This window comes from Palaeococcus ferrophilus DSM 13482 (genome assembly GCF_000966265.1).
Taxonomy (GTDB): Archaea; Methanobacteriota_B; Thermococci; order Thermococcales; family Thermococcaceae; genus Palaeococcus; species Palaeococcus ferrophilus.
In genome coordinates, this window is sequence record NZ_LANF01000019.1 from 234,124 (window position 1) to 256,113 (window position 21,990).

At 53.2% G+C, this 21,990-nt stretch carries 24 protein-coding genes; 3 read left to right on the plus strand and 21 right to left on the minus strand.

Going from position 1 to position 21,990, the window contains the following annotated elements; translation table 11 throughout:
• Positions 1–98: 98 nt before the first annotated feature.
• The 9 genes from PFER_RS11075 to PFER_RS11115 form a co-directional block, all read right to left on the minus strand.
• Entirely contained in the window at positions 99–704 is a 606-nt protein-coding gene (locus PFER_RS11075) for a hypothetical protein (RefSeq protein WP_048152310.1), read from the minus strand.
• Positions 704–1,300 carry a hypothetical protein gene (locus PFER_RS11080; protein ID WP_048152313.1) on the minus strand — a complete coding sequence of 199 codons (597 nt, stop codon included), beginning with the start codon at positions 1,298–1,300 and terminating at the stop codon, positions 704–706. The genes PFER_RS11075 and PFER_RS11080 overlap by 1 nt, the downstream gene beginning before the upstream one ends.
• Positions 1,301–1,310: 10 nt before the next feature.
• The gene (locus PFER_RS11085; RefSeq protein WP_048152315.1) at positions 1,311–3,134 is read right to left on the minus strand and encodes a hypothetical protein; all 1,824 of its coding nucleotides are present in this window, start codon (positions 3,132–3,134) and stop codon (positions 1,311–1,313) included.
• A 9-nt stretch (positions 3,135–3,143) separates the two neighbouring features.
• Complete coding sequence (locus tag PFER_RS11090; RefSeq protein ID WP_157255231.1) at positions 3,144–3,671, minus strand: hypothetical protein; 528 nt, start codon at positions 3,669–3,671, stop codon at positions 3,144–3,146.
• Between the two features lie 135 nt (positions 3,672–3,806).
• Positions 3,807–4,355 carry a DUF302 domain-containing protein gene (locus PFER_RS11095; protein WP_052696240.1) on the minus strand — a complete coding sequence of 183 codons (549 nt, stop codon included), beginning with the start codon at positions 4,353–4,355 and terminating at the stop codon, positions 3,807–3,809.
• Positions 4,356–4,454: 99 nt separating this feature from the next.
• Positions 4,455–5,357 carry a hypothetical protein gene (locus tag PFER_RS11100; RefSeq protein ID WP_048152321.1) on the minus strand — a complete coding sequence of 301 codons (903 nt, stop codon included), beginning with the start codon at positions 5,355–5,357 and terminating at the stop codon, positions 4,455–4,457.
• Positions 5,338–6,027 (minus strand): class I SAM-dependent methyltransferase, encoded by a 690-nt coding sequence (locus tag PFER_RS11105; RefSeq protein WP_048152324.1) that lies wholly within the window; start codon positions 6,025–6,027, stop codon positions 5,338–5,340. Before PFER_RS11105 ends, PFER_RS11100 begins: the two co-directional genes overlap by 20 nt.
• Before the next feature lie 76 nt (positions 6,028–6,103).
• The gene (locus PFER_RS11110) at positions 6,104–6,868 is read right to left on the minus strand and encodes a hypothetical protein (RefSeq protein WP_157255232.1); all 765 of its coding nucleotides are present in this window, start codon (positions 6,866–6,868) and stop codon (positions 6,104–6,106) included.
• A gap of 46 nt (positions 6,869–6,914) precedes the next feature.
• Positions 6,915–7,814: a DUF4855 domain-containing protein gene (locus PFER_RS11115; RefSeq protein ID WP_156471219.1), complete on the minus strand. Its 900-nt coding sequence runs from the start codon at positions 7,812–7,814 to the stop codon at positions 6,915–6,917.
• 484 nt (positions 7,815–8,298) lie between these two features.
• Here PFER_RS11115 and PFER_RS11120 point away from each other — a divergent pair, with 484 nt between their 5' ends.
• On the plus strand, positions 8,299–8,679 hold the full coding sequence (locus tag PFER_RS11120) for a hypothetical protein (protein ID WP_048152334.1): 381 nt from the start codon (positions 8,299–8,301) through the stop codon (positions 8,677–8,679).
• 18 nt (positions 8,680–8,697) lie between these two features.
• Here the strand turns inward: PFER_RS11120 and PFER_RS11125 are convergent, their stop codons facing one another.
• The 7 genes from PFER_RS11125 to PFER_RS11150 all read right to left on the minus strand — a co-directional run bounded on the left by PFER_RS11125 (position 8,698) and on the right by PFER_RS11150 (position 14,792).
• The gene (locus tag PFER_RS11125) at positions 8,698–8,952 is read right to left on the minus strand and encodes a FeoA family protein (RefSeq protein ID WP_052696241.1); all 255 of its coding nucleotides are present in this window, start codon (positions 8,950–8,952) and stop codon (positions 8,698–8,700) included.
• Complete coding sequence (locus PFER_RS12315; protein WP_084593963.1) at positions 8,918–9,118, minus strand: hypothetical protein; 201 nt, start codon at positions 9,116–9,118, stop codon at positions 8,918–8,920. Before PFER_RS12315 ends, PFER_RS11125 begins: the two co-directional genes overlap by 35 nt.
• The gene (gene feoB, locus PFER_RS11130) at positions 9,115–11,112 is read right to left on the minus strand and encodes a ferrous iron transport protein B (RefSeq protein WP_052696242.1); all 1,998 of its coding nucleotides are present in this window, start codon (positions 11,110–11,112) and stop codon (positions 9,115–9,117) included. The genes PFER_RS12315 and feoB overlap by 4 nt, the downstream gene beginning before the upstream one ends.
• A gap of 104 nt (positions 11,113–11,216) precedes the next feature.
• Positions 11,217–11,792, minus strand: coding sequence for a methyltransferase family protein (locus tag PFER_RS11940; RefSeq protein ID WP_052696243.1), 576 nt, complete (start codon positions 11,790–11,792; stop codon positions 11,217–11,219).
• Positions 11,789–12,349 (minus strand): methyltransferase, encoded by a 561-nt coding sequence (locus PFER_RS11140; RefSeq protein WP_048152340.1) that lies wholly within the window; start codon positions 12,347–12,349, stop codon positions 11,789–11,791. Before PFER_RS11140 ends, PFER_RS11940 begins: the two co-directional genes overlap by 4 nt.
• Before the next feature lie 4 nt (positions 12,350–12,353).
• A complete protein-coding gene (locus tag PFER_RS11145) occupies positions 12,354–14,435 on the minus strand; it encodes a heavy metal translocating P-type ATPase (protein ID WP_048152343.1) in 2,082 nt (693 codons plus the stop codon).
• Positions 14,436–14,792, minus strand: coding sequence for an ArsR/SmtB family transcription factor (locus PFER_RS11150; RefSeq protein ID WP_048152346.1), 357 nt, complete (start codon positions 14,790–14,792; stop codon positions 14,436–14,438). It abuts the gene before it with no gap.
• Positions 14,793–15,049: 257 nt separating this feature from the next.
• Between PFER_RS11150 and PFER_RS11155 the strand changes: the two genes are divergently transcribed.
• Positions 15,050–16,714 carry a hypothetical protein gene (locus PFER_RS11155; RefSeq protein WP_157255234.1) on the plus strand — a complete coding sequence of 555 codons (1,665 nt, stop codon included), beginning with the start codon at positions 15,050–15,052 and terminating at the stop codon, positions 16,712–16,714.
• Positions 16,715–16,745: 31 nt separating this feature from the next.
• Positions 16,746–17,690 carry a helix-turn-helix transcriptional regulator gene (locus PFER_RS11160; RefSeq protein ID WP_052696244.1) on the plus strand — a complete coding sequence of 315 codons (945 nt, stop codon included), beginning with the start codon at positions 16,746–16,748 and terminating at the stop codon, positions 17,688–17,690.
• 9 nt (positions 17,691–17,699) lie between these two features.
• On the opposite strand, the gene PFER_RS11165 is transcribed toward PFER_RS11160, so the two are convergent.
• The 5 genes from PFER_RS11165 to PFER_RS11185 all read right to left on the minus strand — a co-directional run bounded on the left by PFER_RS11165 (position 17,700) and on the right by PFER_RS11185 (position 21,985).
• Positions 17,700–18,608: a DMT family transporter gene (locus PFER_RS11165; RefSeq protein ID WP_048152355.1), complete on the minus strand. Its 909-nt coding sequence runs from the start codon at positions 18,606–18,608 to the stop codon at positions 17,700–17,702.
• Positions 18,609–18,705: 97 nt separating this feature from the next.
• On the minus strand, positions 18,706–20,103 hold the full coding sequence (gene merA / locus PFER_RS11170) for a mercury(II) reductase (protein ID WP_048152357.1): 1,398 nt from the start codon (positions 20,101–20,103) through the stop codon (positions 18,706–18,708).
• 33 nt (positions 20,104–20,136) lie between these two features.
• A complete protein-coding gene (locus PFER_RS11175) occupies positions 20,137–20,325 on the minus strand; it encodes a YHS domain-containing protein (protein ID WP_048152363.1) in 189 nt (62 codons plus the stop codon).
• Positions 20,326–20,532: a heavy-metal-associated domain-containing protein gene (locus PFER_RS11180; RefSeq protein WP_048152366.1), complete on the minus strand. Its 207-nt coding sequence runs from the start codon at positions 20,530–20,532 to the stop codon at positions 20,326–20,328.
• Positions 20,533–20,707: 175 nt separating this feature from the next.
• On the minus strand, positions 20,708–21,985 hold the full coding sequence (locus PFER_RS11185) for a tRNA (N(6)-L-threonylcarbamoyladenosine(37)-C(2))-methylthiotransferase (RefSeq protein ID WP_048152371.1): 1,278 nt from the start codon (positions 21,983–21,985) through the stop codon (positions 20,708–20,710).
• Between the last annotated feature and the right edge of the window lie 5 nt (positions 21,986–21,990).

The window sequence follows — 21,990 nt, forward strand, 5'->3', positions numbered from 1 at the left end:
CAAACATTTAACCCTTTTTGGTGTCGTTTTGAAAATCTGCAGGAGGTTATCTTTCATTTAGGGCAAATATTGAAGGGAGGTTAGCAACAAAGTGGAAGTCACTCCGTAACGACTTCCTCTGTCTCCTCCTTCTCCCCCGCCACTTTCTCGGCAGCTTTCTCCGGCTCCAGCTCGCCCTCCTTCACCGCCTCTATCGTCTTCATTATCTCAGCGAGCTCTTCGTCCTCCTCGAACTCAACGCCCGCACCTAGAGCCTGGTCGGTGTACTCGAGCATCGTGTTCAGGTTCTCGTTGAGGTTCTGGGCATCGAGCCTCATGCTCACGAGGTTCTTCTCCAGCTCCTCGGGGGACATCTTTCTCAGGAGTTCCCACGTGGGCGTGCCCCTGAGGATGGCCTCGTTCTCCTTGATTATCAGCAGGTTGCTGACGAGCATTAGCTGTTTGTTGAGCTGGGCGTGGGTGTTCTGGAGGCTCTTCTTGCGCTGGTTGAGGGTTTTTATCTTCGTAGCTATCGTGAGTTCCTCGCTTTTGCTTCTGGCATTCTTGGCCCTCTCGAAGAGGAGGGCTATTTCTCTGTCTATCTCAGCTATCTCGTTCTCGATCTTCCCTATCTGCATGTCAAGCTTAACCTGGTTCTCCCTGAGCTTGTCAATCGGTATGTCGAGCGGGTTCTTCTTTCCAAAAAACCTTGAAAGGAGGCCCATCACAGCTCCTCCTCCGTATCCTTCTCGATCTTAGGCGAGGCTATCTCGGAGGATACCTCCTCAGCGTCTGCCTCCCCTGTCTCGACCTTGGCCCAGGCTTCCATGAGCTCCCTCTCGGTCTGGTCTTCCGTCGCCTCAAACTCGGCCACGTCCATCTCGAAGACCCTGTTGAGGCCCTCAACCATCTCATCGAACTCCCTGCCGTCGAGACTCACCCTGACGAGCACGCTTTCAAGCTGCTCCGGCTCGACCTTGGAGAGCTTGTCCCAGAGGCCTATCTTCCTCAACTCCTTCTCGTACTTCTTGACCACTATCAGGTTCTTGATGAAGGTGTACTGCTTCTGGGCGGTGGTGAAGTCCCTCAGCTTGAGCTTCTGCTCCATGTCGAGGCTCTTAATTTCTTGGGCGAGCATCTTCTTCTTGAGGACGTCCGCCCCGATGCCCTCCTGAAAAAGCTGCTTCTTTTTCTTCTCGATGCGCTCGATTTCCTTCTTCGCCCTCTCAAGCCTGTTCCTCAGGCGTATCTCCTCCTCCTGAAGCTCCCTGAGGGAGAGCTTTTCAATCGGGTTCTTCCTAAACCTGTCGAGTATCCCCATCACAATCACCTCACTTCCTTATCAGCACGAGTCCAAACCCGTCTATGTATTTCACCACATGGCCTTCCCGGCCGAGTTCATAGAACGCCCTCCTCACCTGCTCCTCGTCCCCGCATTCGAGGCACTCGCTGAGGGGGAGGTAGTCCCTGCCCTCAAGCTTCTCCCTGACGCACTCCCTCACCTTGGCATAGACCTCCTCGTCCAGTTCAAGGCTCACCAGTGGAGCTAGAGCCCCGGCGTAGCGGTCGTTGGGGTTGTGGATCACCTCTCCCGTCTCGGTGTCGAGGAGTATGAGCGAGACGTTCTCGGAGTAGAAGTTCCTGTGGAAGTCCTCGGATGAGACGTACCTCCTGATGCGCTCCTCAAAGCCGAGGGGTGAAGCTACCACGAGCACGGTTCTTCCCCCGCCAGGGGATTCTCTCGCCCCCACAAGGTGTACGTTCAGCTCCGCCAGGGTCAGCGGGTCAGTATCCATACCTAACTCTGCGAGCCTCTCCACGCGGGTAAGGTAAATCGCCTTTATGAGGATCCTCTCCTTTCTTCCGAGGAGCTTCCTCTCCTTCAGGCGGATCTCCAGGTATCTGTTCTCAGGCAGGTTCCAGAGGGCCGTTTCGTCGAGCTTTCCCCTGAAGCCTGAAACATCGACCCCCTTCTTTTCCTCAACGTCCTCAACGGAGTACCGCTTTCCAAGGAGGCTTATCTTATCCCTGAACTTGCTCTTCACCCTGCCGATGAAGTTGAGCTCCTGAATTCTCGCCTCCTCCCTCACAACGAGCCTGCTGCCCTTCTCCACCTTGCCCGAGATGGCGAGCACTTCCTCTATCTTCCTCCTAAGTTCCTCGTCCCTCTGTGAGACCTCGATTTCCCTCTTCCTGAGCTCCATCTCCTTCTGCTTGAGCTCAAGCTCCCTTCTCCGTATCCTTTCTTCGAGAAGCTTCGCCTCGCGCAGGGCCTCTTCCCTGGCCTTTGCAAGCTCTTCCTCCAGTTTTTCCCTCAGCTCCTCGTCCTTGAGTTCGAGCAACCTTTTAGTCAGCTCCTCCTTCTCACGCTCAAACTTTCTGATCAGCTCCTCCTTCTCCCTGCGGAGCCTCTCTATCTCGGCCAAGTTTGACGTGGAGAGCTCCTCCTCAAGCTTCCTGCGCTCACCCTCGAAGAACTCGACCATCTCGGCCATTCTCCTCTTCAGCTCTCTAACCCGGGTCTCGTAGGTCTCCCTCACGGCTTCGACTTCCCCGGCCTTTTCCCTCTCCCACTCCTCCATGAGCGTCCGGAACCAGCCGTATTTGCTCGCCTCGTTTATTGCCGCATCAATCTTCTCGCGGTATCTCCTCCAGGTTCTCTTGAGGTGGTACCTGAGGGGGAGCTTTATCTCCGGGTCTTCGAGCTGCTCCTCTATCCATCTGTCCATGCCGAGGTAGTAGGTTTTGAGCAGCTGGAGAACCTCTTCATCCCTGCGGTAGAGCTTTCCGAGGATGTCCTCCTTCGTGGTTATTTCGAAAACGTTGTACTTCAGTATCTCATCTATCAGTCCTATTTCGCGCTCCGAAAAGCGCTCGCTGGCAGGAGAGAACTCCTCCCCCTTCCTCCAGAAGCTCCACGCGAGAACCGCCAGGGCGGCCTCAAATTTTGCCCGGAAGGCCGTATCAACATCGTTCAGGAAATCGCCGCATTCCCCCTCCAGATAGCGTGAATACGATTCAAGAACCCGCTCCCAGAGCTCCTTTCTCGTATCAAAGCTCTCCACGAGGATATCTCGCCCCTGCCTGATGACCCTCTCCGCAGGTCTCAGAAGAGTTCTCACGCAGTCGGGATTACCTTCGTTGAATATCACCATGGTATCACCTCACAGGAGCAGGGAAAGCTCCCTCTCGAGTTTTTTTGCCATATCCTCCACCGCGCTGCCGTATCCTTCAAGGCTGATGTTAACGGCCGTTCCTCCATCTTCCTCTTCAACGGACACCGTTATCTCCAGCCTGCCCTTCTTCGTGTAGGCCCTGTACCGTGATACGCTACCCTCGCCGGAAACGTAATATGCGCCGAACTTGGAGAGGACGTACCTGAGGAGCTTGGCCACGATTGCCGGCTCTTCGCTGCTCGTGTGGCGTATTTCAACTACTTTGGGGGTTACCTTTGAGCCGATATCCTCCGGCTCGACTCTGTACACCCTAACTTTGCCCTCCGTCGGCGGGTCGAGCTTTGAGAGGAGTTCCTCCATGAGCTTGGACACATCGGAGGCCTCAACCATGAAGGAGATGCCCTTCAGCTTGGACACCCTGGCCCGATTTGACCACTTGTCAATTAGGTATTCAACGCGCTTTCGCTCAGCATCGTTATCGTAAACCACCACGAACAGGTGTGTCACGGTCTTCACCTCTGCACTTCCTTTGGATTGTGTTGGGCATCGGGAGTATATAACGTTTTCGGCATTTTGGAGAAAAGTACAATACAGTCAAATTTTCCACTTTGTTAAATGTTGGAAAATAGGAGGAGAAACTCATGAAGAAAATCAAACCCTCTCAACGACGCCCTTCAGTATCTCCTCAACCTTCCCCGCCACCTCGAGCAGTTCCTCGTTCCCGGTAACGCCCATGGCCACCGTCGGGAGAAGTAAGCTCACGTGGGTCTTCCCTTCCTCCACGTAGACTACCATGTTGCACGGCAGGAACGTGCCGCTGTTGATGTCTATGCCTATCAGCTCGCTTGAGTAGTTCGGATTGCACGCCCCGAGGATTACGTAGGGCTCCATATCAAGGCCGAGTTTCTCCTTAAAGAGTTTATCAACCCTTATCTCGCTGAGCACTCCGAAGCCTTCCTTCTTCAGCTCCTCCTTGACCTTCTCAACGGTCTCGTCAAATCCTGCCTCGACCCCCAAGACGTAGGCGTACTCCTTCGTGGGCTCTTCCATCCCGTGCATTCCGCGACCTTTCATGCCCTTTCCGTGCCCCTTGCAGCCACCTTTCATCTTGCCTTTGCCCTTCATTCCCTGCATGCCGCCTTCCATGCCTTCCTTGTCTTTTCCCTTCATTCCACCCATTTCATTCATTTTGCCGTTCATTCTGAATCACCTCATTCCTTACAGTACTTAATTGATTGGAGGGAATAATAGGTTTGTCTTTTACAAAATGGAAAAATTGGAGGCCAAAAATTCTCACAATTAAGGCGATCCTTTGAGTCCTTTATAAACCGCCTTCAGGAGCAGAAGAATGCAGACAGTGGAGGTGGTCAGTGCCACAGGAACGTTCACCTCAAACCAGAGGCCTCTCAGTGCGGCGTAGGTGGGAACGGCGAAGAGCGGAATAATCAAGGGAAGAAGGTACCTGCGGGCGGGAGCTCTCGAACCCTTAAGGGCGTTTTTCTCGCCCTTCAGCCTCCTGAGTGTATACAGAGTTAGGGCAAGCAGGGGGAGAAGCACAAGGGGTGAAAAGGTCACCGCTACAAACGTGAAGACTGCAAAGAACGCCACCACCGCGCCAAACACCCCAACCTCCCATCTGGTGGGTATGAACTCCGCAGGAGAGGTTAAATCGAAGGTGGAGTATGCAACCATGAGAAAAGCCGTCGAGATTAAAGTGTAGGCCGCGAAGTGCCCCACACTAACGGCGTAGCCGTCCTCAAGCTTCCAGTAGGTCGCCCAGAGGCCGAAGAAAACGCCGATGCCGGCAAAAAGGGCTATCGCCCGGAGGAGGCTCCACTCACCAATGGCCTTTCTCGCGAAGTAAGTCCCTAAGAGCACGGAAATCAGGGCGTGCCACGCTAAAGGCGTCCACACCAGCTGGAATGGAAACGCCTTGTATGCTTCCTGGACGATAACACCCTCAACGAGCCAGCCGAAGACCGCCCCCACCAGAAAGATGGAGTAAAGGGAATCCGCTTTGAAGCGCTCCGCCATTAGGAGGACGAAGAATGCTAAAACTGAGTATATCAGCCACGTCATAATCGCCCCGATGATAGTGTCTCCCGCTTTCCACCGGCTCCAGAAGGTGAGCTCGGAGTAGAAGTAGAGAATGTAGCCGAGGGAAAGCGTGGAGATAAGTCTTCTAGCGAGTGCTCTGCCCATAGTCCTTCCTCCTGGGTTTCAATGCGATGACAATTTCAACGGGAAGCCCGAAAATCCGTCCCTTCTTCTCCTGCACCACCACAAAACCAGCACCCTTTAAAACCTCAGAGAGATAAATCGGCCGGCAGTCCAGGTACCGGGGGAACCTCTCGTGAAGCCATTCGTAGAGCCTCACGGCCAGCCCTTCACCCTTTGACATACCCACCACACCAAGCCTTCCACCAGGCTTCAGGACTCTCTTAACCTCACCGAGCACTTTCGGAATCTCGGGCGTATCAAAGAGCTCGAGAGTGAAGCTCATGAAGACAGCATCAAACGTGTTATCCTCATAGGGTAATCGTGAGGCATCTCCACGGTACAGCTCAACCCTATCCAACAGTCCAGCTTTCTGGAGTCTCTTTTTACTGACCTCCAGCATCCCGGAAGAGATATCAATACCGTAAACCTTTCCTTTCTCCCCCACGAGCCCGGCCATCTCCACCAAGGCATGGCCCGTTCCAAAGCCTATCTCCAGAACCGTTTCCCCAGTTTGGATGTTGAGGAGCTCCAGCGCCCTGTCTCTGTATTTCCTCTCGGGAAAAGCGAACAAATCGTAGAATCTGCTGATTCTGTCGTAGAGCTTCTTTGCCTCCTCCTGAGTCCGGCAAACCCGCGATACTTTTGAACCCATCCGGCTCGCCCGGTGGAGTTTTGTTCAAGGAATTATTTATGGGTTGTTACCTCAGGTGAGCGGCTGGAAACAGAGTTCACCTCCTCACCCTCCGGTACGCCAGCACGAGCACCAGCACAAGCCCAGCAAAAAGCATCGGGTAGAACTCCAGATACCCAACCCCACTGGCAACAGGACAGGTCGGTAGCTCTTTTTCAAGACCCCTCGTGAGATTCAACCTCCAAAGGGAGCTCCCATCGTAGTAAAGCACGGTAATGTCCTTCCAGTCAAGGGGGACGAAGGGATTTTTAGGCTGGATGTAGATAAGGGCCCCTTCTCCCAGGAAGACTGCACGCAGGGTTGTGTTGCTCGGAAGATGAAGAGTCATGTTGTCGGGGACTTTAATTGTGTAGGACACTCTGCCGTTCGAAACGTGGAGCTTTGAGCCGTTGAATTCGACCGGGTACGAGGGCGAGGTTATGGAAACGTTGCCGCAGGAGCACAGCTCATTTCGGATTTCCTCCGGAATCATAACGTTGTTGGTTACGCACGGTTTTTCCGGGTCTATGGCCCTTCCGTCGCTCAAATACCAAAGCCCCCTGTAGAATGTATAAAAGAGCTCCTCCGCCCCGGTGGTGCTGCCAAGGTAGTAGAGCTTCCCATCCCTGAAGTAGAAGTAGTACCCCCCAACCATGCTCGGGGTGGGTACCCCCTGCATTCCCGAGCCCAGTGCGTCCCAGGAGAGGGTTATTATCGCGTCGTCTTTTCCGACTTTAATAAATGGGGCGAAACTGCAGTATTCCGTGGGGCCGAGAACAGGATGCGGGCCGCAGAGAGACTCGGTAGCTAAAACCGGGGACAAGAACAAAAACAGAAGAAAAACAAAAAAGCCCAATTTCCATGTGGGGTTATACATACGATACCCCCAAATTGTTTCTGCAGTATGAATCAACGTGTCTAACAACATCAAAAGTCACTCCAAAGTAGTATGCCCTCTGAGAATATTTTCTGCCAATATTATTAATCTGAGCCTGTATGTAGTCGCTTGCTAATTTTGTGCAGTTGTTTGAGTCACTGCAAGTTTTGCAGTTTCCTCCACCACCTATAACACATTCATCAGCTTCCATTTCCATGAACACGTTCCAGCAATTGTACTTAAGCTTTGATCCCTCAAGATTAAGTACCCAGCCATTTATGTTACTTATCCGGCCCATATAATAATTTGGCTGTGCGAAAATATAGTCAAAATATTCGCAGGCTCCGGGATAGTTTGGAGGATAATACCAGGGGAATATATTCGTCCCCTCAATATTCATTGTTGGTACACTTGGAATCCAGATGAATTCAAATCCCGTGCTGTGTATCTTTTGTGACATTTCTTTGATCAATTCGTGGGAGATTCCCACTCCCCTCTCTATCTGATCCTGTTTAAACATCCAAGCATTCTCAAGGCTCCAATAGAATCCCCTTAAATTAGGGTCTGATGATCCAGTAAATACATTGATCCATTTTTCCCAATAGGACCCTTCAAAACTTCCTGTTATGTTGCCACGAGGTGTCTTTGAGGGCGTAAAGAAAGGTATTGTAACATAGTATGGCATGTTCATGTGCTCACTCAGATATTCTGAAAGGTTATATGCGTCAGTCTCTGCATCTCCGGTATACTGGATGTGAGCTGGCTGTCCTAGTACTACAGCATAGCCAAAACCTAGTTCTCTAAACTCATTTAGGCTCCCGCTCATCCTCGATTCGTAGTTCGAGCCATTCCATCTGATCCACCACAGTCCAAAGTTCGCCATGGAAATCACCAACACATGTTATCTATTAAAGTATAAAAATCTTTTGAACAAGAAGATGGTTACAAACTTAATAATAGCTAATCAAAATAATATGGGCCATGCTACCGTCCGGGAGGTAGTTTATCGGTCTGGGGTCTGTTTAGCCGTTGGGAACCTTTGCGATGAGGGAATGTCTTCCTGATTGGGGGACAGTCCAGTACCGAACTCCGCTTTCAGGAGCCTGTTATATGCCCAAAACACGACACCCTTGCATGGAGGTAGAACGCCATCCCTCGGGGAGAGTGTAAAAACACCTCGTGTGCTTCGTATCTCTGTGCTTCTGGCATTTCAACGGTTCTTTACGTGTTTGGAACCTGCTGAAACCACGTGAACCTGAACGGCCCTCAACTTTTCAAATCCAAGCGCGGCTTTTCACGTGAAACCATCTGGAACGTCCTCTTCCCGCCGGTTCCCTGAAATAGCAGAGGGAACAAGTAGAGTATGGTGATGCAACATGCAGAGTGGAAGGATTGTAAGCACTATGGAGATTATCGGCGGAGCTGATTGGGCGAACCCGGGCATAACGGCACAGAACGGCTACATGGGGAACATGGAGAAAATGTTCCGGGCGGCAGAGAAGACCCCCACCGAGGATACCTACGCCATACTTGAGGGCATTGAGTTTGCATTGAAATCCCTCAGGAACAGGATGAGTATCAAGGAGATGGCCCTCCCGGAGGTCGCAAACCTTATGCTGGAAATCGAAAACCTCATAGAAAGCGCCAGGGTGGCTTATGAGCTTGGATATTATGATTCCACAGAGGCTGTGGCGCTGGCGGCCCTGGAAGCCTACAGGGCTCTCGAGGAGGTTATCAAAGGGAAAAGGTCAAAATGAAGCCGGCGTTAACCGGCCCTATGTTTCCTCCTCTCCTTTGGCGGCAGCAACGTATATTTTCCCTGCTACCTCTTCTCCAAGTGCAACCGTCGTGTTCCCCACCCGAATCACGTAGGAAGGGAACCTGTGCAACACTTCCACCCTTCTCCCCGGCATGATGCCCATTGATACCAGCTTCCTCAGAGTTCTAACGTCCTCCTGGGCGATGTGCACTATTCTAAGAATCCCCTCTCTTGCCTTACTCAGTGGTAGGGCTTCCCTTAACCTTTCCATAAATCCACCTCCAGGTGTTTTTAAGCGAGTTCAGCGTTCTGGGCTCAGGGACCATCTCATAGCCGCAGTTGGGACATTTTACCAGCGAGCAGGAGCCTGCAAGGGGGCATCCCTTACATGCCTTTGATCCCTCGGTGAACTCAAACCCGCAGAGGGGACACTTCACAGGCTCACCCCCAGGGAAGTCAGGAGGAGGCTCAGTACAGCCCCCACCGTAAAGGCAAAGGTTATGTTAAAGGCAAACACCGACAGGGCAATCTTTGGTCCGCGCTCCTTCCACATGACCGAGAACTGGGCTATACACGGTACGAAGAGCGTAAGCACCACCGCGGACACCACGAGGGGGATGCCGCTCAGCGCACCCGCCTGGGCCAGGTCGTAGAGTCCAGCTGCACCGTAGTCCCTCCTGAAGAACCCGAAGAGGAAGGCCACCGCACTCTCCCTCGGCAGGCCTATCCAAGTCACAGGATAGCTCACGAGGCCGACCACGAAGTCGAACACTCCGGTAATCCTCCCCGCCCATATCAGGACGCTCGCTATTACGAAGATTGGAAAGACCTCCTTGAAGTACCACTCCATCCTGGCCCATGTTTTGATGACCACGTTCGAGAGCTTCGGCATCCTGAGGGGCGGTATTTCCATGAAGAACTGGGGCCTCTCACCGGGCATGAGCTTTGCAGCCAGCCATCCTATGAGGAGCAGAACCAGTACGTCAACCGCGAGCCAGATTGCCAGAGCTTTCGAGTTGCCCGCGAGGAGGGCGAGTATAACCCCGAGCTGGGCGGAGCACGGAATGGCCAGGGCGAGGAGGAAGGTCGCTATGACGCGCTCCCTCTTCGTTTCAAGGGTTCTCGTAACGATTGTGGCCATTGTGTCGCACCCGAAGCCGAGGACTATCGGGATCACCGCCCTGCCGTTCAGCCCTATCCTTTTGAAGACCCTGTCCACGAGCATCGCCAGCCTCGGCAGATAGCCGCTGTCTTCAAGGATGGAGAACGCCAGGAAGAACGTACCCACTATTGGGAGGATTATGGCCACGGCGTACCTTATCCCAAGTGTGATGATGCCGTACTCGTGTACGAAGAGGTCCTGGATCACGGGCCAGGGGATTATGCTCTCGAAGAGCCTGTTCATGTAGGGGTTTATGTGGCCCTCAAAGACCGTCCCCTCGATGAAGTCCACGAGGGTCTGCGCACCGAAGACGCCCACGAAGAGGTAGAACCCGTAGAGCACTCCCAATAGTATCGGTAGCCCCGTTATCGGGTTCATCGTCAGCCTGCTGAGCTTCTCACCTAAGGTCTCCTTTTTCTGCCCCTTTTTCTCCGTAACTTCCTCCGCTATGGCCGACGCGACCTCATAGTATTTTGACATTATCCTGTATGCCAGTGAATCGCCGTATCTCTGTGAGAGCCTCCGGGCGGCTTCTCTGGCAGCGTCATCCCTCGCAAACCTATCGGGGTCAATGAGGGCCAGCACCGCTTCGAGCCGTGTGTAGCCGTGGCCAGAGGCCAGGTTCTCCAACTCCCTCTCAATACCCTCCTCATGAAGCACCTTAACCTTTGGAGCCCTCTTTCTGTAGTTAACTATCACCTCCCTCAGCCTATCGAGATTCCTCCCTTCGATGGCCACCGTGTCAACCACGGGGATTCCGAGAACTTCCGCAAGCTTCCCAACATCTATGGAAACGCCGTATCTTTGAGCCTCGTCCATCAGGTTGAGAACGAGGGCAACGTTCTTACCGGCCTCAATAAGCTGGAGCGTCAGGGGTATCATCCTCTCGAGGTTCTTTGCATCCACAACGTGAACCACAACATCGGGATTGTCGTTGAGGATTATGTCCCTCGCGATTTCTTCCTCCTGGGTTATTGGGGAGATGAGGGAGTACATCCCGGGGGTATCTATGACCCCGAACTCCCTTCCACCTATCGTGGCCTTCCCGGTTGATATGTCCACAGTTGTACCTGGATAGTTAGACACCGTAACGTACCTTCCGGTAAGGTGGTTGAAGATAACGCTCTTCCCGACGTTTGGATTGCCGACCAGCGCTATCTTTGGCACATCCCCCAGATCCTCCATCACGCCACCGTGACATGAGCACGAGGCGTTCCTTGCTTCTCCTTTGGAATCCCTTTCCCGGTGAAGTCGAAGTTCCAGCTTCATGTTTACCCCCCTTTGTTTTATCCTCCGATATTTATTCGGCATATCTAATTTTATAAGACCTTCCGAAACCCTAGGTTTGAAACTTTACGTGTGGATACGCGCCCTTACTCAGATACCCTTTTCCGCCCGGGCCTTCCAAAGTATCGGGGAGTTCTTTCTTTGTATCTCCTGTACCCTTCTCCGAATATCCTCTCAAGATACGGTTCCTCGAGTCTAACAACATACGTATGAAACCCGAGGGCAAACACTGCGGTGAGCAGGAGGGCGAGGAACGACCGACCTGCAGTTGATATACCCAGGAAAACCAGGAGTAACCCTAGATTTTGAGGATTCCTGCTGTAGCGGTATATCCCCGTGGTTACGAGCTTAGATGTATCTACTCCCGACATTCGTTTGAATGAGCGGAACTCCAGCACGCCGAGAAGCATTATGATGAAGCCTGCAGCAACAAAGATGAACCCTCCGATTAGGGCAACGGTTGTGTTGATGGGAACCTCCCAGAATCCCTTTAATGAGGCCCATGCTATCAGGACGAAATGGAGTATATACAATGCCCATACCGCAACGACAACGTTAGTTGGCAAAGTTTCTCCCCTGTCATAGATTTTCCCAATTTTCAAGAGCATATAGATAACCACAATCCCCCAGATAGCAAAGAGAGCTGCATAAGACCAGCTCATCGTTTACCACCTCCATTACTCCAAAACGCCACAGGGTCTGCCTCCATATCTTTAGCATTCCCCTTCAAACATTCTTCCAGGCAGGACTTTCCAAGCGTGAGGTTATACAGGCCAATTCTGACGATGAGTGCCACTGTGAGGAGGAGGGCGAGTAGTGAGCGCCCTATTACCGAAATCCCAGTTAGGGCTATAAACCACCCAGTGTATCTGGGGTTCCCGCTGTATTGGTAGATCCCCGCGGTGAGAACTTTAGAGGTATTCAGTTTATAGAGCCCTTTTGGGTTGTTGTATTTCATAACGTTGGTAGCTATCATGAGAAGCCCAGTAAAAGCCAGTATCGAGCCAACAATCATCGTGTAGGTACCATCAATAGGAATTGGCCATATCCTCCATATTACGGCCCCGCCGATCAGAGCGAAGTGCACCGCATCGTTTAGTCCAATTAACGTAAAAACGCGGAAGGGGATGCTTGTTCCACTCTCACAGGCACGCTTTAGTTCAAACCATGAGTATACGGAGAGAAAAAAGGTAAAAAGTATCCCAAGCGCATAGAGCATGCCCTCACCTCAGAATCCTCATCGCGTTGAAGACCGCTATCAGGGAGACGCCCACGTCTGCAAACACCGCCTCCCACATGGTCGCCTCGCCAAGGATTCCAAGGCTTACGAAGGTCAGCTTAACGGCGAGCGCAAGGATTATGTTCTGCCAGACTATCCTCTGCGTCCTTCTGGCGATCTTTATTCCCCTTGGCAGCTTCGAGGGTTTGTCGTCCATTATGACCACATCGGCCGTCTCTATTGCCGCGTCGCTTCCAAGGGCGCCCATTGCCACGCCAACGTCTGCCCTGGCCAGGACGGGAGCATCGTTTATGCCGTCCCCGACGAAGACGACCTTCCCGTTGCCCTTCTCCTTCTCAAGCTCCTCTACGACCTTCACCTTGTCCTCGGGGAGGAGCTCCGCGTAGAAGCCGTCGAGACCTATCTCCTTCGCTATCTCCGCCGCGACTTCCCTGCTGTCGCCGGTGACCATGACTACTTTCTTCACTCCAAGGCGCTTGAGCTCCTTCACGGCTGTGGGTGAGTCCTCCTTTATTTCGTCCGAGATTATGATGTAGCCCGCGTACTTCCCGTTGATGACGACGTGAGCTACGGTTCCCTTTACGCGGCAGGTGTCGTGCTCGATGTTGAACCTATGGAGGAGCCTGTCGTTTCCGACCATCACTTCAATGCCGTCTATCTTTGCCCTCACGCCGTGGCCGGCTATCTCCTCATACTCCTTGATTTCGGCCTCGTTGATCTCCTTCCCGTAGGCGTCCCTGATGGCCTTCGCTATAGGGTGGTTGGAGTGGGCCTCGGCTAATGCCGCGAACCTTATTATCTCCTCCTCGGTGTAACCGTTCCGCGTTTCCACCTTCGTGACCTTGAAGACGCCCTTGGTTAGGGTTCCGGTCTTGTCGAAAGCCACTATCGTGGCTTCCTTGAGGGCATCCAGATAGTTGGAGCCCTTGACAAGTATTCCCTCCTTTGCGGACCTCCCAATGCCGCCGAAGTAGCCGAGCGGGATCGAGAGGACGAGGGCACACGGGCACGAGATGACGAGTATCACAAGCGCCCTGTAAACCCAGGGAGTGAACGGGTCTCCAGTTAGGAGCGGCGGCACGAGGGCTATCAGGGCCGCTATCCCCACCACAGCCGGCGTGTAGTAGTGGGCGAAGCGCGTTATGAACTTCTCCGTCTTTGCCTTCCTGGCGCTGGCGTTCTCGACGAGCTCAAGGATGCGCGAGATGGTTGATTCGCTCAGCTCCTTGGTGACTCTCACCTTTAGGAGGCCGCTGAGGTTGACCATGCCGGAGAGGATCTCCTCCCCTTCTTTCACCGTCCTCGGCACGCTCTCACCGGTTAAGGCAGATGTATCAACGCTCGAAGTCCCTTCGATAATGACACCGTCAACGGGGACCTTCTCGCCCGGCTTGACGAGGATTACGTCCCCCACCTTAAGCTCCTCCGGCTTGACCTGGACGACCTCGCCGTTCCTGAGCAGGTTGGCGTACTCCGCTTTGAGTGCGAGTAGAGCCTTAATTGAGCGTCTTGACTTCCCAACTGCAAGATCCTGGAAGAACTCGCCAACGACGTAGAACAGCATGACCGCTACTCCTTCCGGATATTCCCTGATTATGAAAGCACCTACGGTCGCCACTGCTATCAGGAAGTTCTCGTCGAAGACGTTGCCGCGGATGGAGTTGACTACAGCACTCCTCAGTACTTTCCAGCCGGAGATGACGTAGCTCGCCAGGAATATTCCGAACACGAGGGCGTTGTCCATGTCGTAGTAGTAGCGCAGGACTATCCCTATGAAGAAGAGCAGCAGTGAGGTTCCTATCAGGTACACCGTCTTCCCGTACTCCTCTTCCTCTCCGTGCTCGTGGCTGTGTCCGTGCCCGTGCTCGTCCGCCTCCAAAACTTCAACGTCCGGCTCGACCTTCTTGATTATCTCCTTGGCCTTCCCGATGTCGCCTTCGATTATAGCTTCCTTTGTTGTGAAGTTCACAACAGCGAACTCAAAACCCTCTTTCTTTAAGGCCTCCTCTATCTCGTAGGCGCAGCTTGCGCAGTCGAGACCCTCCAGCTTGAGCTTCTTTGGCATTCACTTCACCTCCGAGAGATGCTCCATAGCCGTTCTCAGAATGTCCTTGATGTGCTCATCATCGAGGCGGTAGAAGACGTTCTTGCCCTCCTTGCGGTAGGCGACTATCTTCCTGTCTTTGAGGATTCTAAGCTGGTGCGAAATGGCGGATACCGAAAGCTTCGTTACCGCCGATAGGTCGCAGGTGCAGAGCTCGCCGGCCTCCATTAGTGCCAGCAGGATTTTGAGCCTCGTTGGGTTGCCGAGGGCGTCAAAAAAATCCGCCACCTCCAATACGGTCTCCTCCTCCGGGATTTTTGATTGGGCCTCAAGCACCTTGTCGAGGTGCTCCTCGTACACCCTACATACCTCGGTCATTTTTCATCACCTTTACATTTGAGCATTTGTGCAAATGTTTATAAACCTTGCTATTGAGGGGATTGCATAGGCATGGAGTTCCCAGGTTGAGGAGAAAGCAACTCCACGATTCCCAAGAATAATCGGGTGTTAAAGGAGGATTAACCCTATGGGACCCGGAGAAACCCCTTGAAACCCTAAAATCCCGCCGTTTCCCTAAAATAAGTGACGAATTAAGGTAGGATTGGTGATGTGATATGTGGGCAGAGTTGAGGAAAATGAAAAAACTGATCGCAGGCCTTTTGCTCGCCCTGCTCCTCGCGGGCGGGCAGGCGTTTGCCGACAACGTGACAGGAACAGTGGGAGGCAGCAACAGTGGAACCCTCCAGGTGGGTGTGAACGTGACTACCAACGTCACCCTCCAGGAGAGGGCATACAATATGCTTATCATTCTTGAGAGGGTGGCCAACTACACCACGATCCTAATTGACAACTCCGGTACCGTGGACAACGAAACCCTGAGCCTCTACGCTCAAGCGGAGAACCTCAGGGGAAGTGCATGGGCAGCATACAATGCCGGCAACTACAGCGAGGCGATAACCGCTGCGATGAGCGCAATGGAGACCTACGAGCTTGTGATCGAGAGGATGACTCCCTCTAGTGGCATGCAGCAGATGAATCCCTCCGCTAACATGAACAGCCAGGCTCTCTACTGGGCCAGTATTGAACTTCAGAGGGCCAAAGAGTACCTCGCCTACGCCGCAGAGATAATAGACGAGGCCTCAGGGCTTGGCATTGATACCTCTCAGGCCTCAGAGCTCTACGATCAGACCGTCGAGGCTTACACCCGGGTGGAAGTGGACATAAAGAACGGCGATGTGAGCAACCTCAGAAACGACATGAGGGTTGCAGAGAACCTCAGGATGCGGCTCGAGATGGCCGTCGAAGGGCTCGTTAGGGGAATACTCTCGGCCAACGCCGGCGACATAGCCGAGACCTTCACAAAAAAGCTCGAGGTCGAGCTCAACAGAACCGCCGAGTTAATGACCCTTATGGAGAGCGTGATGGGGAACTCCAGCGCTGACGACCCCAGGGCGTCCATGATGTTAAGAATGATCGAAATGAGAAAGGCAGAGCTCCAGAACATGCTTGCGATGGTTCAGAGGCTCATCGACTCAGGTAGGTACGAAATGGCCCTCCGCATGGTGAAGGAGATAAACCTCGAGCTGGAGGAGGCCATAAGTGAGATAGGACAAGCGGCCATGGAGTTCCAGAACAGTTACATGATGGACTACTGCGGTCAGTACGCCAACACAACAACCCAACCCATGAGTCCGGACTACCAGAAGTACTGCAACCAGAGCTGGTGGGGACAGTGGGAAAGAGAGATGGACGATATGATGGGAACCGGTTGGTGGAACGAGGAGACAGACCACATGGGCGCAGGAATGGGCATGAACCAGAACGGAAGCTGGAACGGCATGGGAATGGACAATATGGGCGGATGGAACGGTCCATGGTGGAGCGATGATGAAGAGGGAATGAACTGGAGAGCCCCCGGTAATGGAAGCATGGGCGGGGGCTGGATAAGCCAGGAGGACAGCCACCGTGGAAACGGTACTAGGTACGGCATGGTCTACGACGACTGGAGCGAGAACTGGATGGGAACCAACAACGGCAACTGGACAATGAACCAGACTAACAGTACTGAAACGAGCAACGAGACCACAGAAGGGAACGCCATGCAGGACGGTGACCAGATGGAAGACAGCAACCAGGACAGTGGTGCGGGAGATATGAGTAACAACATGGGTGATGGCAGCGATGACCAGAATAACATGACTGACTCAGGAGATGGCTCGGGAGGCAGCGGGAATGACGATCAGGACAACGACGATTCCGGCGGCTCCAGCGGCAGCTGGAATGGCTGGTGGGGCGGTTGAATCAAACTGAACAGACCGGAGGTGAGTTCACGTGATTAAAAAAATCTTCGCTGCTTTCCTTTTCCTTTCATTGTTTCTTCCGCTCTCTGCGGCGCAGTACACCGTAGAATCCGCTGAACTGGTTGTTTACCCCGATGGGTACGTTAAGGTGATAGAAATTGTAAGGCCCGCTGAATACACCGTCGCGGTTAGCATCCCTCTCCTTGACGACTCCCCCAAGGGGGTTATTGTGGTGGACGAGACCGGCTCTCCCATCCCCTACGAGATAACCAACTCTACCCTAACGGCCTACTTCGAAAACGCGAGCCTGATTAAGGTTACCTATCACACCCCAGCCCTCACGTCCAAGGAGGGCTCCATATGGAGGATTAAATTGAGCTCCGAAATCCCTGTAAGGTTTCACCTTCCCGATAACGCGGTTGTTGTCAAGCTGAGTGAGGTGCCCCTCCAGGTGGATAAGAACCACATCCTCATGCCCGCTGGGAACGTGAGCGTGTCCTACACCCTTGAGAAGTTTGGGGGGGCAGAACTGGCCGACTATTCCGCGGAGGGGAGCGGAGATGCTCCCTCTACAACTGCTGGGGAAGACGCGTCCCCTGCCGGCTCAGATGTCCCCTCAAAGGGCGGCAGAAGCGGGATACTTTACCTCATTGGACTGGGTCTTGTGTCCCTCGGCGTGGGCTACTCCATTGTTACAAAACGTAAAGGGGAAGACCCCTACGAGGAGGATGAGGGGTTGCCCGTAAGCAGGGAAGAGTACAAGAGAAAGCTGGAGGAGAGCGACCTCAACAGCGACGAGATAAGGGTGCTCCTCTACATCTACGACAGGGGAGGCAGAACGACCCAGGCAGAAGTGAAGAAGATGCTGAACATCCCCAAGACGACCGCCTGGAGGATGTTCAAGCGTCTCGAAGAGAGAGGGCTCGTGAGGGTCTACAAGAAGAGGCGCGAGAACTGGGTAGAGCTCCTCTTTTAAATTTTCTTTTTAAAATTCATCCAGAGAAAGCAGATATACCCCGAGGAACATTAAAATGCCAAAAAGCGCTTTAGCTATTCCAAAACCTTCTCCAAGTATGAGAAAAGCAAAGAACGCACCAATTAGTGATGAGGTTGAGAAAATCGCACCCGTCCTCATCGCCCCAATCTCCCTGAGGGCAAAGAGGAAGAGCACGATGGAAAAGCCTATACTGAAGGCACCGACCGTCAATACATATGGAAGGCTCTGAAGTGGGATGTGAAGGGGGATTCCAATTAGAGAAGCTAAAACTAACAATGCACTTCCCCCAGAAAGTCCTTTTAGAGAAGTCACCAATAGAAGATCTCGCTTAACGCTCAGGAGCTTGCTCAGATTGTTGTCTATCGCCCATGAAAGGCCCGCTAAGATTATTAAAATATTCCCGAGGATACCCTTGCTGAGCTCTACCTCCATGAAGTTCTCCGTCGAGATCACAGCGGCCCCAATTAAAATTAAGAGAATTCCTAGGATGCCTCTTCTTGAGGCTTTCTCCTTAAAGACCATGAGGGCTATTAAAACTGTGAACAGAGTTTCCGTGTTGAGCAGGAGGGAAGCATTTACGGCCGTTGTCTTACTCAGTCCAAACATGAATAAGAGCGGCGCCAAGAAGGAGCCAAAAAGCACGATAAAAGTTAACAACAGTAAATCTCGCCTTGAGAAGACCTCTTGGGTTTTGACTTTAAATTCAAGTCTTTCAAGGATCTTCTCTTTGACGGGCGTAAAACGGAGGAACATTAAAACTATTCCAGCTGTCAGGTAGATACTTCCTGCTATTATCATGGGGTGAACAGTTTTAAGGGCTATTTTATTCAGCGTTGAGCTTATTCCAAAGAGCAGGGCTGCCAAAACTGCACTTACATAGCCGTAGTGGTGGGTCATGGTGGTGGATACAATAAAGAAAGTTATAAACGTATTTCACACAAAAAATTGGTAGAGTAATACAAAGTCTCATTCTTTTGAGCAAAGTAACACTTGATTAAAGGGCACAGCACGGCATTTTTGATACGTCCCCCTTGAAGGAGAGCGCAACCAGCTTTATCGCCTCGCTCATCGTCGGAAAGACGTGGAGGGTCTCTATCACGTCGTCAAGGGTCATATTGTTCCTCACTATCATCGCCGCCTCATGAATCATCTCCGCCGCGTTGTGGGCCAGGATGTGAACCCCGAGGATCCTCTCGGTTTCGTTGTCCACCACCATCTTGATCAGCCCGCGCTCCTCCCCGAGGATCCTTGCCTTCGGGACGCTCGAAAATTCAACTGTGTTGCAGAGACACCTTCTTGCCTTTGAGGCCTCCCGGTCGGTCAGGCCCACGCTGGCCAGCTGGGGATCGGTGAAGACCACCTTCGGAACCACAGAGTAGTCCATCTCGACCGGGCCGGCTCCAAGCGCGTTAGAGGCGGCCACGAAGCCCTCTCTCGCCGCCACCGTTTCAAGCATGGGCTCTCCAACGACATCACCAGCGGCGTAAACGTTCCCCCCGGCCCTCATGGTTTCGTCAACAGCTATAAAGCCCCGCTCGTCCGTTCTCACCCCAAGGTTCTCAAGGCCGAGGCCAGCGGTGTTTGGAACCCTCCCCGTGGCGAAGAAGATGTACTCCCCTTCGAAGGTCCTGGCTTCGCCGTCAACGGTGGCCTCGAGGACTACGCCGTCCCCGCCCCTCTTCAGAGCTCTCGGCGCTGCCAGGGTGTGGATTTCCACCTCTTCTCCTAAAATCTCCTCAAGCTCCAGTGCCAGCTCCGGCTCCGCATCGGGCATTATCCTTATGCTCCTCTGGAGGAGTGTGACCTTACTGCCCGCCCTCGCGAAGACCTGGGCGAACTCAAGGGCCTGCGCCCTCCCCCCGATAACGATCACGGAGTCAGGAACTTCCCTAAGGTTCAGAGCCTCTACATGGGTGAGGACTCTTTCCCTAACCGCCTCAAGTCCCTTAAGCGGGATTATTCTCGCCTTCGAGCCCGTCGCTATGAGGGCCTTTTTGAAGCGGAACCGCTTTCCATCGACATTGACGGTGTCTCTTGAGGTGAACCTGGCGGAGCCATCAACGTAGTCAACGTTTTCGAGGCCCTCAATGACTTTCTCGTACTTCTCTTTCCTGAGCTTCCTGACAAGCCTCTCCTTTCCCTCCATCAGCTCGGCGAAGTCAAATTTCTCGATGGAGAACTCCATCCCCGGATAGGGGCTGAAAAGTGCCTTCCTCTTAAGTTCAAAAGCACTAAGGAGGTATTTCGTTGGGACGCATCCGACGTTTACGCACGTCCCGCCTATCGGCCCCCTGTTGACCATAAGCGTCCTTACTCCAAGCTCGTCAGCCTTCAGGGCCGCGGCAAAACCGGCGGCACCGCCGCCGATGATAACAAAGTCGTACTCACCCATACCATTTCCCCCAAAACGAGAAAAGTGAGAGAATCAGTGGTGGCAGCCGCCCATGTGGTGCATCCTGTGGTGGGAGTGCCCAACACTAACGTACTTCTCAGGATTCGCCTCGAACTCAGCCTTACACCCTGGAGAGCAGAAGTAGTACACTCTACCCTTGTACTCGACCCTAAAACCAGTGCCCTCATCAACCTCCATTCCACAGACTGGGTCAATGGGCATTCACACCACCTCCACCTCGTAACCATACTTCTTGATGGCTTTAATCACATCCTCCAGCCTCGTTTTTCCGGGGTCGAAGTCAACCACGGCCGTTTTGGTTTCGAGGTCGGCCCTTCCATCAGCCCCAGCACTCTTTATGGCCTTCTCTATCCTCATGACACAGTGCCCACAACTCATGTTGGGTATCTTCAAAACAACTTCAGTCATTCACATCACCAATAAGGACTGGGAAAGAAGGCTTATTGGCCTTATCATTTGCATTGTGTAAAGTCCGAAGCCAGAAATTTGAATAGTTGAAAATCGAGGGATTCTAATAATCCGATGACTCTCCCATCCCGTCACAACACTATTGGACCCAATGGATCTGCCGTCCCTTATGCTCTCAATCCCTCTCCCGCTCCCCGAGGAGGTATGTGGCCGTTGCCTTCCTCACCCTCGCCTTCACGAACTCCCCACTCTCGCCCGAGTCAATGATTATATCCTTGTAGTTGAACGTTCTCCCCTCAACGCCGCCCTTTCTGCCCTCGCCGTGCACTAAAACTTCCACCCTTCTCCCCACGTAGGCGCGGTTTATTTCGTGGGCTATCTGAAGGCGGAGCCTGTGCAGCAGCCTCGACCGCTCCTTGATCTTCCATCCCGGGAGCTGCTTCCACTTGGCCGCTATCGTTCCGGGCCTCGGCGAGTAGCGGGAGACGTTTATCTTGTCCGGCCGGACTCTCTTAACCAGTTCAACAGTGTTCTCGAAGGCTTCCTCACTCTCCCCAGGGAAGCCGACTATGATGTCAGTGTTGAGGTTGAGGTGGGGGATGGCCCTCCTGAAGGCCCTCACTATCTCCTCGAACTCCTCAACGGCGTAGGTTCTACCCATTCTCCTCAAAACCTCGTTATCGCCGCTCTGAACGGGGAGGTGGAGGAACCTGTAGACCTTCTCGCTCCGGTATGCCTCAACCAGCTCGTCGAGTATCCTCACCGCGTGGTTGGGGTTCATCATGCCAACCCTTACCCTGAACTCTCCTTCAATGGCGGTTATCTCGTCGAGGAGCTTTGCCAAGTTGGTGCCTATGTCGAAGCCGTAGCAGCCGGTGTCCTCACTGGAGAGCTGTATCTCCCTGTAACCCCTCGCTATGGCATCTTTAACCCACTTCACCACGAGCTCGGGCCTGTAGCTCTTGAGTACGCCGCGAGCAAACCTCGTCGCGCAGTAGGTGCACCCGTTCAGGCACCCCTCGCTTATCGGGACGACGAAGGCAACGCCCGACTTCCAGAGGCGCGGGAGCTCGAGCTTGTCTATGCTCCTCTCCCTCCAGTTCTCAACACTAACCAGCTTTCCACCGCTCTCGGCAACCTCTATGGCCTCGACGATTCTATCAATGCTCTTAACTCCGAGCATCCCGGAAACGCGTGGATCTATGACATCGGGGTTCACGTGGGGCAGGCAGCCCGTCACGATGACCCTCTTTTCGGAGTCAAGGAGCTCCTTAATCCGCTCCCTCATGTGCTTCTCTGTGGGGTCCTTGACGGCGCAGGTGTTGACCACGACGTAGTCCGCCTTTTCCGGAGCTTCGACCAGCTCGTAGCCCGCCCTAACCAGGAGGGCCTCCATAATCTCCGCATCAGCCTTGTTCCTCGTGCATCCGTAGGTCTCGACGTGGACTCTCATGCTCT

Coding starts and splice junctions, on each gene's coding strand:
- PFER_RS11075 (WP_048152310.1), bottom strand. CDS start 704: ATGGGCCTCCTTTCAAGGTTTTTTGGAAAGAAGAACCCGCTCGACATA.
- PFER_RS11080 (WP_048152313.1), bottom strand. CDS start 1,300: ATGGGGATACTCGACAGGTTTAGGAAGAACCCGATTGAAAAGCTCTCC.
- PFER_RS11085 (WP_048152315.1), bottom strand. CDS start 3,134: ATGGTGATATTCAACGAAGGTAATCCCGACTGCGTGAGAACTCTTCTG.
- PFER_RS11095 (WP_052696240.1), bottom strand. CDS start 4,355: ATGAACGGCAAAATGAATGAAATGGGTGGAATGAAGGGAAAAGACAAG.
- PFER_RS11100 (WP_048152321.1), bottom strand. CDS start 5,357: ATGGGCAGAGCACTCGCTAGAAGACTTATCTCCACGCTTTCCCTCGGC.
- PFER_RS11105 (WP_048152324.1), bottom strand. CDS start 6,027: ATGGGTTCAAAAGTATCGCGGGTTTGCCGGACTCAGGAGGAGGCAAAG.
- PFER_RS11120 (WP_048152334.1), top strand. CDS start 8,299: ATGCAGAGTGGAAGGATTGTAAGCACTATGGAGATTATCGGCGGAGCT.
- PFER_RS11125 (WP_052696241.1), bottom strand. CDS start 8,952: ATGGAAAGGTTAAGGGAAGCCCTACCACTGAGTAAGGCAAGAGAGGGG.
- feoB (WP_052696242.1), bottom strand. CDS start 11,112: ATGAAGCTGGAACTTCGACTTCACCGGGAAAGGGATTCCAAAGGAGAA.
- PFER_RS11940 (WP_052696243.1), bottom strand. CDS start 11,792: ATGAGCTGGTCTTATGCAGCTCTCTTTGCTATCTGGGGGATTGTGGTT.
- PFER_RS11140 (WP_048152340.1), bottom strand. CDS start 12,349: ATGCTCTATGCGCTTGGGATACTTTTTACCTTTTTTCTCTCCGTATAC.
- PFER_RS11145 (WP_048152343.1), bottom strand. CDS start 14,435: ATGCCAAAGAAGCTCAAGCTGGAGGGTCTCGACTGCGCAAGCTGCGCC.
- PFER_RS11150 (WP_048152346.1), bottom strand. CDS start 14,792: ATGACCGAGGTATGTAGGGTGTACGAGGAGCACCTCGACAAGGTGCTT.
- PFER_RS11155 (WP_157255234.1), top strand. CDS start 15,050: ATGAAAAAACTGATCGCAGGCCTTTTGCTCGCCCTGCTCCTCGCGGGC.
- PFER_RS11165 (WP_048152355.1), bottom strand. CDS start 18,608: ATGACCCACCACTACGGCTATGTAAGTGCAGTTTTGGCAGCCCTGCTC.
- merA (WP_048152357.1), bottom strand. CDS start 20,103: ATGGGTGAGTACGACTTTGTTATCATCGGCGGCGGTGCCGCCGGTTTT.
- PFER_RS11175 (WP_048152363.1), bottom strand. CDS start 20,325: ATGCCCATTGACCCAGTCTGTGGAATGGAGGTTGATGAGGGCACTGGT.
- PFER_RS11180 (WP_048152366.1), bottom strand. CDS start 20,532: ATGACTGAAGTTGTTTTGAAGATACCCAACATGAGTTGTGGGCACTGT.
- PFER_RS11185 (WP_048152371.1), bottom strand. CDS start 21,985: ATGAGAGTCCACGTCGAGACCTACGGATGCACGAGGAACAAGGCTGAT.